Below are 15,415 nucleotides of genomic sequence, written 5' to 3' on the forward strand. Positions count from 1 at the left end.
AGATGGGGATAAGAGACAGAACGCGAATACTGGTCCATCAACCACGCCATTTCGCGCGGGCCTGTACCCATGTCGGGGGCGGGAATGTCCTTGTCGGGACCAAACACATCGGCCATCGTCTGCGTATAGGCGCGCATCAGGCGCTCGATCTCACCGGCCGACATCTCGCGCGGGTTGCACGTCACGCCACCCTTGGCGCCTCCATAGGGAATGTCTACTACGGCACATTTCCATGTCATCCAGGCCGCCAGGGCCTTTACTTCGTCCAGGTTTACATGCGGGTCAAAGCGAATACCCCCTTTGGAAGGCCCGAGGATCGTTGAGTGAATAACCCGGTATCCTTCAAATACCCGAATGCTGCCGTCGTCCATCGTCACCGGCAGCGACACAATCACCTGCCGGGCAGGGTTCTTCAATACGTTGTAGATCTCATCTTCCAGTCCCAGGATCTGCGCGGCGACATGGAAACGAGACATCATGGCTTCAAAGGGGTTCTCTTTGTCCTTCAATGGAGCCGGTTCAATATAGGCCATAGGATAATTTTTAGAAGTCTTTATTTATACGGAAAAACCGTTACTAAAACGGTTGCAAAGATAAATAAATTCGAATCACGCCTTTTCAATTCCAAACAAAAGCTCGTGTTCGCCACACTTTTCTAATACTTATCTAATCGCGTGATTTTCCCCGCAGAATTTACATGCAGTTTCTTGAATTCTCACCAAAGTTTATTGCCTTTTTAACACGTGCAGACCGTGCAAAAAATCTGTCTCCAATCCGGCGACTAGGTATTAAACGCCAGCTCGCGGGTGAGAATATAAAAGCCCATGAGCAATACAAACCAACCAAAGCTCTTGCGCAGCTGACGCGAAGAAAACGTGCCTGCCAAACGGTTGCCCACAAGAATACCGACAACGGCCAGTAGGGTGATAGAGAGCAGGAAGGTCCAGTCCATGGTATAATTTAAAACATCGCCCAGGAAGCCGGTCAGGGAATTAATAGCAATAATAAAAAGTGATGTACCCACTGCTGTCTTAAAAGGCAACCCTGTTAACAGCACTAATGCAGGAATAATCAGAAAACCACCTCCGGCGCCTACCAGGCCCGTCAAAAAACCTATCAAAGTTCCTTCCACGACCACCAAAAAATGACGGATGCGATCTTCATTGCCTTCCCGCTCCTTACGTTCACGAATCATGGAGAACGACGCCAGGATCATCAGCACCGCGAAGAGGCCCAGCAGTAAAAAACGCTTGCTGAGCATAAACGACTCCGAGATAAAGATCACGTCGGGTATCGCGGGCACGACCCACTTGCGGGTGGCAAAAATGCCGATCACCGACGGAATACCGAATAAAAAGCCCGTGCGCAGGTTTACCAGGTGGTCCTTATACTTGGGCACGGCGCCTACCAGGCTCGTTATGCCAACGATAAAAAGTGAATACGCTGAGGCGGTGACAGGGTCCATGTGAAACAGGTATACCAGGATGGGGATCGACAAGATCGAACCGCCGCCGCCCAGTAACCCCAGGATAAGGCCGATGCCGACCGATGCTACATACCCGATGATCTCCATAAACAAAAAAATATACTCGCCCCGTGTGCGCGCAAAGGACGATCATATTTTAATGAAATGAAATTTATCGAGTCAGTCGGTAGAGGATGTATGAGATGCGATTACTTGCGGTTGTATTCCGCAATAAACGCGTCTGGGAACTTCGGAAGGATATCTGCGCGGAATTGCTCGGCCTTTGCCCGTGAGTTAAAATTACCTAAAATGAGGCCATAATATTTTACGCCGTTGAGGACCTTTACTTGTACGGTCACTTTCTTTTTATACGAATTCTTGAGGTTTTCTGTCAGGCGCATGAGGTTCACCAGTTCCTGATAGGTACCGATTTGAACGCCGTACCCCTTGGGGGTCAGGCGTTCAATTTCAAAGCTGTAAAACTCTTTCTCCTCTACCATCACGTTGTCGATGGGCCGGCCCAGGTCGCTGGTCTTGCCATTGCCAGGGTCGATCACTTCGAGCTTTACCTCGGCCAGTCCTTTGTTGATAAAGCCAAGTTGCTCGGCCGCCGACCGCGACACGTCGATGATGCGGCCTTCTACCCACGGACCACGGTCGTTAATGATCACTTCCACGGACTGGTTGTTGGCCAGGTTGGTCACCCGCACCTTCGTACCAAAGGGAAGTGTCTTGTGGGCACCCGTCAATTTGTTGTGCCGGTACTTCTCGCCGCTGGCGGTGGAGACACCGTCAAACTTGTCGGCATAAAACGAAGCTTTGCCCGTTTGAACCTGTGCAAACGCGAGCACCAGGAAAAAATTAAAACAAAGCGTAAAGAATATTCTTCTCATAAACGATAGGTTAGACGGCCAAAAATAGACCAGGCGCCTCAATTTCAGAATAAAATAAGCGCTCATACCATACCTTGAAAGAAATATTCAGCATACCACAGCGTATTATTCATTAAAGTGTACCTTTGCCCGGCAAATAATGACTCGTAAATTATTTGCCATGCCACTCGATAATTCTAAGTTCCTTTTTGAAGCCCTCACCTATGATGACGTGCTTCTGGTGCCCGCCTACTCAGACGTACTCCCCCGCGACACAGACACCTCCAGCTATCTCACGCGAAACATCAAGCTGAACATTCCAATTGTTTCGGCCGCTATGGATACCGTAACGGAAGCGGAGCTTGCCATTGGCATCGCCATGGAAGGCGGCCTTGGTTTCATTCACAAAAACATGAAGATCGCCCTGCAAGCCGAACAGGTACGCAAGGTAAAACGCTCCCAAAGCGGTCTCATTCTCGACCCGGTAACACTGGCCATTAATTCTACCGTGGCCGATGCTGAAAAGATCATGCGTGAGTTCAAGATCGGCGGGATTCCGGTTGTCGACGACCAGGGCAAGCTGCTCGGCATCATCACCAACCGCGACCTGCGCTTTCAGAAAGACATGAGCGTGCCGGTAGAGCGCATCATGACGAAAGACAATATCATTACCGCTCCGGAAGGCATCACACTCGAAAAAGCAGAAGATATACTGAAGAAGTATAAAATCGAGAAGCTGCCGATCGTCAATAAAAAGAATAAGCTGATCGGCCTGATCACGTTCAAAGACATTCAGAAAAAACGCAACAAGCCCACCGCATGCCAGGACCAGTTTGGTCGTCTGCGTGTAGGCGCCGCCGTTGGCGTGACCCCCGACATCCTCGACCGCATCGACGCACTCAAGGCGGCAGGTGTAGACGTCATCAGCATTGACACTGCGCACGGCCACTCCAAAGGAGTCATGGAAGCCGCCAAACGCGTGAAGAAAAAATATCCCGAGCTGGACCTGATCGTGGGCAACATCGCTACCGGTGAAGCGGCCAAGGCGCTGGCGAAAGTTGGTGCCGATGCCGTGAAGGTGGGTGTAGGCCCCGGTAGCATCTGTACCACCCGCGTGGTAGCCGGTGTAGGCCTGCCGCAGCTGAGCGCGGTATACGAAGCTTCCAAAGCGCTGAAAGGCTCCGACACCAAGGTCATTGCCGATGGTGGTATCCGCTTCTCCGGCGATATCGTCAAGGCGATTGCCGGTGGTGCTGACAGTGTGATGATCGGCTCCCTACTGGCCGGTACCGACGAGGCTCCGGGTGAAATGATCATCTACGAAGGCCGTAAGTTCAAGTCGTACCGCGGCATGGGCTCACTCGAAGCCATGGAAGACGGCTCGAAAGACCGCTACTTCCAGGACGTAGAAGACGATATCAAGAAACTGGTGCCCGAAGGCATCTCCGGTCGCGTGCCGTTCAAAGGCCTGGTGTCGGAAGTGTTGTACCAGCTCGTGGGCGGTCTGAAAGCCGGCATGGGCTACTGTGGTGCGAAAAACATTGAGAAAATGAAACTGGCCAAGTTTGTGAAAATAACGTCCGCCGGTGTCACCGAAAGCCACCCGCACGACGTCAGCATCACCCGCGAAGCGCCGAACTACAGCCGTAAATAATAAGCAACGCCCCGTTGGGCCTGAAGCCGCCTCCGTCATTTGGGGCGGCTTTTTTGTTTTCAGCCAGATTCGGCCGCGCTGGCCTGGGAATGGCGGGAAGGCGCCCCCAAGTCTATCGGTTGCCAAAGTATTGAATATTTTAGCTGGTCTCTAATAAGGAATTTATAAGAGATATTCAATACCTATATAAGTGTTGGATATCTATTCATGATCTATTGGTTGATTATTGGATATCTATTGAATATCTCGACCTCGGACGGGCATTTTGAAGCCCTGCTGCAGACACAGCGCAGAGGTCGTTGAAGCCCCGCCCGAGGCTCCCAGGCGCAGGGCGAAGTTGCGCGGCAATGTGCCTGCAGGCGTGACAGACGGAGGAGCTGATCGCAAGGCCCGGGCCTTTATACCCAAAAATAAAAGAGGCTGCCTGAGTTAGGCAGCCTCTTTTTTTATTCCTGGCCAACGCGTGCTTACAAGTGCACCAGGCGGAATTTCTCTTGATAGTTGCCATCAGACAACTGTAGGATGTAGACGCCGGCACCGGCGGTATTCATCACGCGCTCGATGCGTTCGTTCAGTGTCTGCAGCGTACCCGCACCGACGAATACCTGTACCCCTGTGGCAGTGGTCAATACAGCTTGCAACTGACCGTTGCTGATTTCGTCTTGCTGCCAGAATATTACCTGGTCTACTATCGGATTTGGCGTTACGGCCCAGCGCGCTTTAGCGTTTTGCTCACCGGTGATCTCGAGTACAGACAGTACGTTGCTATACGAGCTTTGTTGATCGAGGTCTACCTGGCGGATGCGATAGTAATAACGCGTCTGCATGTTGGCCTTCTTGTCAAAGAAGTCGTATTTGTTCTTGCTTTCGCTGTTCACCGCTTCTACAGTGCCGATCTGTGTGTAGGTGCGGCCGTCTTCCGAACGCTCTACTTCAAAGTGGCTTGCGTTGCGTTCCTTCTCGGTTATCCAGTCCAATGCTATACCGGTGCCGGCACGTTGTGCCGTGAAGTCGATCCACTTCAGCGGCAGCGGCGTGAACTGATCTGTCGACCCGAACGTGAAAGGGCTGAAGTTTGTTACTGTCGATACCGTTACCGTGCCGGCAGCGGTCGAACCGTCTTGTACGAAAGATGTCGCACCCGGAGGGAAGTCCCATTGACTGCCGGTCCAGCGTACCACGCGCAGGTTCGCTAAAACACCGATAGTCGGTGGCTTATAGCTGCCCACGTCGTAGCTCAACGTCAGGTTAGCGGCGGCTGAGCCGCTGCGGGAGACGAGCCAGTATTCATGAACGCTGACGTCGCCGAGGTTGACCGTGTTAAAGGTCGCACTGTTGAAGCCGTCGGTGGTCGGGCTGCCTGCAATGTATTGTCCAGTCCAGGTGTCGGCCGCAGACGTGCTGCTCAGGCGCACGGGGCGATAGCGGTTTATCGGAGCCAGGGTGTTGAAGCCACCCGACGGAAACTGGAAGCTGCCACCGGCCGGGACGTTGCGGCGCATCGGGCCTGAGACGAATGACTGCTCGCCGGCACCGGTCCACGTTGCCGCCGGCGCAAAGATCAGCGGGTTGGTGGCCGATGTTATCATGTAGCCGGTTGTGAGGGTAAACGCATTGTTCACCGTGGTAGTGCCTGTACCGTTGAGAACGACCCGGCCGCCGGATTTTGACAGAACCATGTTGTAGAAGGCCGTCGAGCCATTCACCGTCTGTGTGTTGTTGCCGGTAAAGATCACTGCGCCCGTACCGGTATTGAAGGTACTGTTGTTGGTCCAGTTACCAGCAATGGTGATGTCGCGGTTGTTCGTGGAGTTGTCCAGCGTTGTGCCCGTGCCGATCGTCATATTGCCGTTCAGGATCAGGTCGGTGTTAGTCATCGTCAGCACGCCGGAGCCGATTACACTTACGTGGTTGTATGTGTTACGGTTGTTCATTGTCATCGGGGCGATATACTCAATCGTACCACCACCGGCGGACACAAACTGCGTATAGTTACCTGCCGGTAGTGTATTGGTTGCGGTACGCAATGTACCGGTACCGCTAATCGCGCCGAGGTTGTGGCCTACGGTCGGAGTGCTGAGTGAACCCGTATAGAGCAGGCCGTCTATGCGGGTGGAGAACGCGCGCTGACCGGAGGTGTTCATGTTCATGCGGGCTTCGTCAAGGATTACCACCGGACGGCCAACGGGTACGGTGCTCAGCGGTAGACCATAGCCTGTAGACGACAACGTCCAGTTCGTAGCCAGGTTCCAATTGGCGCCTGTGACCGACTTGGCCGTCGTAGCGTTGCCTCCGCCGACATCTGAATAGCGGGTATATACCGGCTGCACCGGGTTGGGCAAGGTCTGCGTCGTACCGGCTGTATAGTGATACTCGCCGCCGGGTTGCGGCATATTCGCCGGCACGGAAGGACTTGCGTCGAATGTCAGACCGTTGGTGATGGTCAGGATGCGCGGGTCGGCAGCGGCTGCGTTTAACGCACCCACGGGCCGTGTCCAGCCGATCAGGTTAATGGCGTCCAGGTGTGCGCCCATGAAGGTACCGCTACCACCACCCACCACGCCCGACGGGAACTGATATGTATGCGTGCCATTATTGCCATAAACCAGCGAGTTGTCACGCTGCACCATCCAGTAGTAATTGAGAATATACTGGCCGTTCGCGCTGGCGGTCGGGTGCTGCTCGTTCACCGCGATAACTGTCAGGCGTCCCGGGGTCGATACGTTCAGGGTATAGGTAGCCGGCGTATAGTTGGTACGTGTACCTACGGGGTAGGTAAAGGTATTTGTGCCAGTGGACCAGTTACGCACTACACCCAGGTCGCTCGATACACCGTTGGTGCGGATGAAACGGTTCGTGCCGGCATTGCTTACCGGGTTGTTCTGGCTTCCGAACACCCACTGGTTGGAGGCGATGTTGAGGTAGCGGTATGTACCGGATGTTGTGAAGTCCAGTGTACCGTTGATGGTCGTGTTACCCACGACATCGACTGTCTTTGTCAGGGCGGTTCCGCCAAGGCTCAGGTTTGTAAACGAACCGCCACCGCTGGTAATGGTGTGCGTGGTGGCCGTGCCGCTCATCATGATAAAGCCGTTACCCACCTGCGTGCTGTTGTTGACAATATTACCGTTTACGTTCAGTGTACCCGACACTGAAAGTACACCGCGCAAGATGTTCAGGTTATTGATCGAAGTTGTGCCGGTCAGGGTTGCGACACCCGCTCCTTTGTCAATCGTGATGTTCTGGAAGGTACTGGTGGCGGTCAGGTCGCCGGTCTGTGCACCGCTACCGTTAAAGGTGGTGGTGTTCCCGCCGCCGATCGTGCCGTCGTATATACCCGTGCCGAGGATGCTCAGGTCACCACCGATCGTTACATCGAGGGTGTTGGTCTCGAGCTCGGTGTTGTTGTTGATCTGCAGCGTTCCACTGAGGTTCAGCTTGCTGGAGCGTATATTGACTGTCTGCTTGGTCGTTGTACCGAGGATGCTCAGATTGCCGATGGTCGGCACAATGTTCAGGCTGAGCGTAGTGCTCACGGCGCTTGTGGTGCTTGTGCCGATCTCGATGGTTGCATTGGGCAATACATGGCTGGTGACGGGGTTGATGTAAAGATCGGCGTAGGCCGTTCCTGCCGTTGAGCGACTGACCGACAGTGTACCACCCGTCATGGTAAAGCTACTCCCTGGGTTATTTTCGATCTCAAAAACACCACGGGTGTTGACGCCTGCGGCGTTACGGCCGCCGACAGTCACGGTACCGCCCGATTGGTTATATACCAGGGCGCCCGACAGCGTGGTCGTGGGGCGGCGAATGGATCCGTTTACGTATAGATCACCGCCACTCACAATAATGGTCGGCGTGCCGGCAGCGGCATATTCGATGTCATTGTTTACAGTCCGGTTATTCGCGGCTGCATTAATGTTGACGCTACCGCCGGTTACTTCCAGTGTTCCCGCCAGCGTCAGGTCACCCGCGTTGTTGGTAACGTTACCAATGATATTCACCACACCCTTGTCTATTTTCAAGCGGGCTGTCGACGGAATGTTATAGGGTGTTGTATTGGTGCTGATCGTATAAGTGTTCTCGTTATTGAAGGCGAACGTGCCGTTGACCAGGTTCAGCCAGTTGGTACCCAGCGTCTGCACGGTACCGCCCAGGTCGAACATCAGCACCGGCGTCTGCGACGTGCCCTTATCGACGGTAACGACGTTTAATATGGTACCATCCTCACCCGTGCCGGTCAGGGAGGCATTGGACTCACCTGTAAACAGGAGATTGGCAACATGGCTGGTCGAACGAAGATACAAGCGGCCGTTGTTGACAATGCTTCCGGTTACGGTAATGTTATGCACCTGCGCCGTGGCACCGCTCATATTAAAGAGACCGTCGGGACCAATCGTTATGTTGCCCACGTACATGTCTGCCACAGCACCTGTCCGGAGACTGAAGGCACCCTCCACTATATCAAAATTATTATTGATGACCAGCTTACGGTTTCCGGTATCGTCTATATAGATGTTGCCGGTACCGGTCTTCGTCAGGTTATTATACACCAGCATGTCGTTGGCCGACAGGTAGATGGTATTCGCCGGGTACGGATTGAGAATGAGGTTGTAGTAGTTCAGAAGGTTAAGATTCTGTGGACCGGGGCCTGTAGCCGGCAGCGTTTTGGTGGTCCCGTACCACTCTACGGTACCACCATCGGGACCGAGGAAGTTGATAAAATCACCCGCCGGGAATACAGCCGAACCTATACGCAATGTTCCCCGTCCCGCCACCGTACCACCGCCGACGTTGGTACCGAAGTTGTGCCCCGTAATCGTACCGCAATCCAGGAAGGCGTTGAGGTTCAGCTCGAGGCTACCGCATGACTTGTTGGCATCGGTGATCGTGACGGTGTGCGCCAGCGAGCCGTCGGCCGAGCCGATTACTACGGGGCAGGTCAGACACGGTGTGCCTGTAGCAGCCGCCACTCTGTCGGGGTTCGTGCTCCAGGTTGTGTTTGCGTTCCAGGCGCCGTTCAAGCGGCTGTAGTATACGGTTACCGTCTGGAACGCCGCCATATTACCCGCGGTATATTCCCCGTCGAGCATAGAGCCCGCGCTGTTCACCCAGGCGCCAGGTGTACCCGTATTGAACTCATGGGGTGACGCACCCACGGCAATGGTTGTGGTGCCCGGGACAGCGTTTGAGGCATAGGCCGCATTGCTATACGACCAACTGTAGGTTACAGGATCGTAACGCGCAGCACGGTATCCAGCGCCTGCATTATCGCGGGCGGCGGTGCTGTAGGTATAGGTTTTATGAGAGACAGCGCCCAGGCCGGCAAAGCCGTCGCTGGTTACACGCCAGTAAAACTGTACGCTCTGTCCGATGGTGGTAACGTTGGGGTGCGCGCCTTTTACCGGGCGAACGGTAATCGTGCCCGCCGTGGTCGCGGTGGCGTTGATGGTGACGGGTGTATACAGCACCGTGCTCGTTCCTACAGGAAAGAGAATATCCGCAGCAGAGGTAGCTTTTCTTGTCAGACCGCCGGCATTTTGCAAGCCGCTCGTCTCAATATTACAGTTGTTGCCAAAACCGGCCGAAGGGACAATGGTTCCCAGCACGGTCAGGTTGTACGACCCAATGTTCAGTGTTGTATTGGCGGTGACCAGGCGGAGTGTATTGGTCACGGTTTGCTTACCGGCTGTGTATACCACGGCACCGGTTTGGATAGTCAGGTTTCCAAACGTCCCATTCGCACCACCGATGGTATTGGAGGCAGCGTTGTTCAGGACAATGGCACCCGTACCCGCGCCTGTGCTGGCATGCACCGCACTGTTGCTGAGTGTCCCGGTGACGGTCAGCGTCTTGGTGTTGTCGGCCAGCGTGCCGGCCGTAAGCTCCAGCGACGAGGTGATGTTCGGAAATGTACCCGATCCACCCAACGTGAGGGTGCCGGCTGTTTTTTGCATGACCACCCGGTACAGGTTTGCGATCGTACCGCTTTGCGTCCAGGCCTGCGCGCCTGTACCGTTGAACGTTGTGGTGTTGTCATCCGGCCGATAGGTTGTGCCGGTAGCGATCTGAAAATTTCCACCGACTGTCAGATCGAGGCTGTTACAATCCAGGAGAGCATCGCCACCACTGATGGTCAGGTCGTTCAGTACGGTCAGCGGTTGTGCCGGCCGTGTGTATGCCGTACCATCATCGAAGATGAGCGAGCTCAGCACGGCACCCGAAGTGCCTGCTGTGGAAGTCTTACTAATATCCAGGTTGTAGAATGGTGCGGTGGAGCAGATGGTAAAGTTTACATTACTCGCCGGCAGCTGCGCATAGACGTTACCACCGGTCACTTTGATATTTGACGTGGCGGCGTAGATAAGCATACCACCATTACGCGTCTGGCCATTGGCATCCGTAGGGGTTGCCACGGTCAGGTTGCCACCACTCATTTCAAATGTACATTCCTGGTACGGCAGCGCAAAGCGCGGATATTCGTGAAAGCTGGGGCCTACCTGTCCGGCTGTTCCTACGTTCACCGAGCCACCGGTTTGTTTATATGCAAAGCGGTTGTTGGCACCAAGATAGGTCGTTCGAATCTGCCAGGTGTTGAGGGTACCACCTTCCATCTGGAATACTCCGGAACCACCGCCGAGCAATCCGCGCGAGAAGCCGAGGTTCATGGTGCCTTTGGTAAGCCGCAGCAAACCGAATACATAGATCTGACGCCCGTTGTCGCCGGTGTCGGTTGTGTTGGTAACCTGAATGTCGATATTGTCGCCGTTTACCCACAGGGCGGCATTTTGCGGAATGGGCCATCCACCGCCGATACCGCCGCCGCCGTTTATCACGAGGTTGGGAATGGTGATGGTTCCTTGTAATTGCAACGTACCGTTGATCAGCGACAGCGCATTGTCGGATATATAATTAGGCGCGGCGCCCGAGTAGTTTTGGTTAGTGGGACCGAACAGACGGAAGTTGGCTACGTTGGAAGAGTTGATCGTTAGCATGGCCTGCTGGCCCGTACCCTTGTTAACAACGAGCCGGTAAAAGTCGGTTTGCCCATGCAGCGTAAAGCTGTTGTCGCTCAGACCGGTAACAGTCACTTCGACAACGTTCCTTTTTAAGTTACGGCCATAGATCGTACCGGCCGTATAGGCGGCGTCCGTCAATTGCGTATCGGTATCATCAAAGAGCTTGATGGAACCGTTGTTGACAATATTGCCCGTGATGGTCATTTGGTGCGCCGCGGTGGGGGTACCCGTGCTGGTGCGAATGCGGCCGTTGGCCGATACTGTGAGGTTACCACTCAGCACGATCGTGCGACGGGTGGTAGAGCCGTTGTTTATCTGCCAGGTAACGGTACCGCTACTTCCCGTCTGTGTGATGTTGAAGTCACTGTTGACAGTCAGGTCGCTACCGCTGACAAACGTGATGGCGGCGTTGGTGCTGTTGGTCAACCACAACTTGTTATAAACTGTTTGTGTTGTCGAAAGCGCACCCCCTGTGTTATAATACTCCACGGTACCACCGGTGCCGGCGGCCACGAAGTTGGTGTACGTACCGGCCGGCAGGTTGACACTACCGATACGCAACAGACCGGCACCGCTTACGGTACCCAGGGTATTGTCGGTCATGGTCGTCATGTCGAGCACGGCACCGCCCTGGATGGTGGTGCTGCCGAGGACGATATTAGAAGTATCGGCCGTAATAGTAAAGCCGTTGAGAATCACGACCTGGTCACCGGGTTGCGGTGGCAGGTTGAGCGGATTGACCAGGGTGGTACCCGAAGGATCTTGCGTCCAGTTCTCCCAGTTTTTCCAGAAACCGGTCTGGTAGCTATACCAGGTCATGGGGTAAGCATTGGCAGTACCGATAGTATAGTAATACGTGCCCGTGCGGAGCGGTTGGCCGGCTGCGCCCGTGAAATAGTTGTCGGCGGCCATAACCGTACCGCCCGTAAGGGATGTCCATGAACCGTTGCCGGCATTCAGAAACCAGTTGGTGTCGTAGTTGGCCTCCACGTCACCACCCGAAATGTCGTCTAATTCATTATAATAGAAGCGTGCGCCGGCATTGAGGGTCGTGGCGGCGTTGTTGCCCGAAACCAACAGGCGGAATGTACGCCGCAACTGTCCCTGAATACTTGTGTTAAAGATCGGTTTGATCGATAATGTACTGCCGGATGTTGGGGTTCCACCGGCCACGACACCTGCAGCGCTCAAATCGAGCGGCGTATAGCCACCGGTAGGCGTACCGACAGGATAAAATATACGCCATTGATTGACGCTACCGGAGTTTTCGCGGATCAGCTGGCTGGTAGACGTAGCCTTACCGTCAAGCTCAATGTAGCGGTTTGCGCTATAAATAGGAATGGTCGCCGCGGCGGTCAACGTGATGTTTGCCGGAGCCAGTACCGACAGCAGGCCGTCGCTGGCAAAGTTGAGCGTGCCGTTTATGCGAAGCGGCTGGGTGGTCGATACGTTCCCGCCACTATTCGTCATTCTGTAGAGCTGGATGAGGCTACCGGTGCCGGTAATCGTTTGGCCAGAGCCCGTAAAAGCGACTGTAGTCGAAACGGTTAGGTTTGCGGCCACAGGTACTGTACCGAAGTCGAAGGTACCGTTGTTTTCCAGGTCACCACCGATGTTAAACGTGTGGGTGTTTGTACCGGTGGCACCGTTGCGGATTGTTCCGCCGGTGCCTACAGTGACGTCGTTCAGGACCGAAAATGCTATGGTGTTGTTATTGTTGCCAAATTGCAGCGTACCATTGACGGTAAGGTTGAGCACCGAGCGCAGTGAGGCCGCAGGCTGGTTGCCAGACCGGTAGATCACCGTATGGTTGGCGGCAATGATCACGTCATCATCGGGACCCGGCGTTTGTTGACACCCACCACAGGGAACCGCGCCACCGTGACCGGTGTTCGACCATGTAGTATTTGCGTCCCAATTGGCATTACCGGCACCAGCCGTGGCATTTCGGCTGTAAAACGTTTGTTGAGCACTTGCCTGTTGAGCCCCCAGGAGGGTGCAGAAAACAAGCACTGTAATGGACACGTGCCAGCCCGTTTTAAAGATTGAAGGAACCATATGACCTATTAAGATTAAGCGTAAGCTAAAAAATGTACATACTGAACAGTAAAAAGAAGGGTTTTTCGGGGAGACTTTCTAAGATGTACATATCCCCGGCTTTACAAAGGTAAGCGGAAAAATATTACGCCCTGAGCCCATTTTCCTGCCATGTAACCTTTCCGAATTATTCCTATTATTGCGGAGCCAATCTTAGATGATTGGCATTTTTTTATCCTATGCGTACCAAAGCCATTACCCGACTGCTTTTCCTGGTGGGAGTCATCACCTGGCTGGCCTTGGTATTTGCTGAAATTTCGATCGTATTCAGTATTTCGAGCAATCTCAAACAGGAACTACCCACCTGGCTGCCCGGTATCCTGCTGAACCTGTATATCCTATCTGTTTTCTATTACTTCAAATTGCGGATCGAACGTGATGAAGTGCTCAATTTCGTCGACCTGCTTTGGCGTGTATTTGCCACCGGTTTGGTGTCAACGGTGATCTCGCTCAGCTTGCGGTTGCTGGAGGTACTTATGGGCAGCACCCGGCTTCCCAAGAGCCTTGTCTTTAACGACTTTATTTATCTGATCAACCTCGGGCTCATGATCGGTTTCCTGCTCATGGCCTTTACCGTGTGGAAACGGCTCATTCTGTATCAGAAGTCGAAGTGGCTGCTACGCCTCTGGACTTTCTTTGAGGTGGGGCTGCTGCTCTCCCTCTTGTACAACAGCTTTAATATACCGGTGGTGGAATGGTTGTACGGCACCATGTTCGGCATCTTTGTACTGACCGGTCTGGTGTTGTCGGGCAACATGAAGTGGGTGGCGTACCTTAACTTCCGCCAGAAATGGACCAGCTTGCTGTTGCTACTGCTGACAATCTTTTACCTGTTGTATCTCATCTACACCAACCGCACGTTGGTGACCGTGCTCGGCCAGGCCATGCCCTCCATGCAGATGCTGACCGACTACCAGGAGCATATCTTCATTCTGTCGGTGATCGTCTTTGTGACGGTGTACAGCATTTTCTCTTTCCTGGTGATTTTGTTCAACCTGCCGACGACGTCGGTCTTTGAACAAAAGCTGGAGGAGGTGGTGAACTTCCAACGCATCAGCCAGTCCATTCAGACCGAGCAGAGCGAAGACAGCGTATACAATATTTTGCTGGAGACATCCGTCAGTACAGTATTCGCCGACGCGGCGTGGCTGGAAGTAAATCTGCGGCAACATAATTACCGGCTGTTCACCTATAAGATTACCGAGAAAGAGGCGTACGATATCATCAACCACCTCAAGACGCACAACGTCAAGGGTGTTCTTGAACAGAGCAGCGACAAGACCAAAAACCTGTCGAAGCACCTGGCATCGTTGAAGGGCTCGCGCTTCCGCTCGATCCTGGCCTTCCCGATCTATGTCAAGGGCGAGAACATCGGCACGCTGGCGCTGCTGCGCGAGCTGCCCGATGGCTTTAATAAAGAGATGACGAAGATCGTGTCGACCTTTGCCAACCAGGCGGGTATATCGATCGAGAATTTCCGCCTCATGGAGGAGGCACTGCAAAACGAACGTTACAAAGAGGAGCTCAAGATTGCCAAGACGGTGCAGAAAAGCCTGTTGCCGGCTGTGCTGGAAAAGGATGACGACTTTGATATCGCGGCGTTCTCGGAATCTGCCGACGAAGTAGGCGGCGACTATTACGACACCTTGCGGATCAACGACCACCTGGTTTCGCTCATCATTGCCGACGTGTCGGGCAAGGGTACGACGGCGGCGTTCCACATGTCGCAGATGAAAGGGATCTTTCATAGCCTGGCGCAGGAGGATATTGAACCAGATGAGTTCATGTCGCGTTCTAACCAGGCATTAATATACTGCCTGGAACGCGGATCGTTCATTTCGGCCACCTATTTCATGATCAACACCCAAACGAAAAAGATCCGCTATGCGCGTGCAGGGCATTGCCCGGTATTGTATTACAGCACAGCAAAAAAAACCACGGAATATTTCAAGGACAAAGGCGTTGCGCTGGGTATGGTGCGTAATAAAAGCTATAAGAAATTTATCCAGGCGAACGAATTCAGCTATTGCCCCGACGATATCATGGTGCTGTATACCGACGGCATCACGGAAGCGAAGGATGGCAAGAATGAAGAGTTCGGCTATGATCGCCTGGAGCAGATAGTGATGGAGGTACATGATCGTCCCGTGCGGGAAATACAGGAGCAGTTGATCCAGCGCCTGTATGATTTTTCCGGTACGGAGAATATCAACGACGACTACACTACCATGATCGTGAAATTTAAATAATAGGCCGCCAGCCCCTAAAAAGGCGACCGGTCAGGAACTAAAACATTAAAATTAAAACA

General features: G+C 53.7%; 6 protein-coding genes. 2 read left to right on the forward strand and 4 right to left on the reverse strand.

The features are described from left to right. The 3 genes from KK062_RS00005 to KK062_RS00015 all read right to left on the reverse strand — a co-directional run. On the reverse strand, positions 1-533 hold a 533-nt coding region (locus KK062_RS00005; protein WP_317195726.1), incomplete at its 3' end, for a Glu/Leu/Phe/Val family dehydrogenase. 248 nt (positions 534-781) lie between these two features. Beyond that, complete coding sequence (locus KK062_RS00010) at positions 782-1,573, reverse strand: sulfite exporter TauE/SafE family protein (protein WP_254082173.1); 792 nt, start codon at positions 1,571-1,573, stop codon at positions 782-784. A gap of 101 nt (positions 1,574-1,674) precedes the next feature. Beyond that, positions 1,675-2,358, reverse strand: a complete 684-nt coding sequence (locus KK062_RS00015) for a septal ring lytic transglycosylase RlpA family protein (RefSeq protein ID WP_254082174.1) — start codon at positions 2,356-2,358, stop codon at positions 1,675-1,677. A gap of 160 nt (positions 2,359-2,518) precedes the next feature. Between KK062_RS00015 and guaB the strand changes: the two genes are divergently transcribed. Next, complete coding sequence (guaB, locus tag KK062_RS00020; RefSeq protein ID WP_254082875.1) at positions 2,519-3,991, forward strand: IMP dehydrogenase; 1,473 nt, start codon at positions 2,519-2,521, stop codon at positions 3,989-3,991. Between the two features lie 467 nt (positions 3,992-4,458). On the opposite strand, the gene KK062_RS00025 is transcribed toward guaB, so the two are convergent. Continuing rightward, entirely contained in the window at positions 4,459-13,068 is an 8,610-nt protein-coding gene (locus KK062_RS00025) for a beta strand repeat-containing protein (protein WP_254082175.1), read from the reverse strand. A gap of 218 nt (positions 13,069-13,286) precedes the next feature. Between KK062_RS00025 and KK062_RS00030 the strand changes: the two genes are divergently transcribed. Then, positions 13,287-15,356, forward strand: a complete 2,070-nt coding sequence (locus tag KK062_RS00030; protein WP_254082176.1) for a GAF domain-containing SpoIIE family protein phosphatase — start codon at positions 13,287-13,289, stop codon at positions 15,354-15,356. The last annotated feature ends 59 nt before the right edge of the window (positions 15,357-15,415 follow it).

The organism is Dawidia cretensis (assembly GCF_018598175.1).
GTDB lineage: Bacteria > Bacteroidota > Bacteroidia > Cytophagales > Cyclobacteriaceae > Ohtaekwangia > Ohtaekwangia cretensis.

What these genes read in the sequence shown, in the direction of transcription:
- KK062_RS00015 (WP_254082174.1), bottom strand. Translation starts at nt 2,358, where the DNA reads ATGAGAAGAATATTCTTTACGCTTTGTTTTAATTTTTTCCTGGTGCTC.
- KK062_RS00030 (WP_254082176.1), top strand. Translation starts at nt 13,287, where the DNA reads ATGCGTACCAAAGCCATTACCCGACTGCTTTTCCTGGTGGGAGTCATC.
- KK062_RS00025 (WP_254082175.1), bottom strand. Translation starts at nt 13,068, where the DNA reads ATGGTTCCTTCAATCTTTAAAACGGGCTGGCACGTGTCCATTACAGTG.
- KK062_RS00010 (WP_254082173.1), bottom strand. Translation starts at nt 1,573, where the DNA reads ATGGAGATCATCGGGTATGTAGCATCGGTCGGCATCGGCCTTATCCTG.
- guaB (WP_254082875.1), top strand. Translation starts at nt 2,519, where the DNA reads ATGCCACTCGATAATTCTAAGTTCCTTTTTGAAGCCCTCACCTATGAT.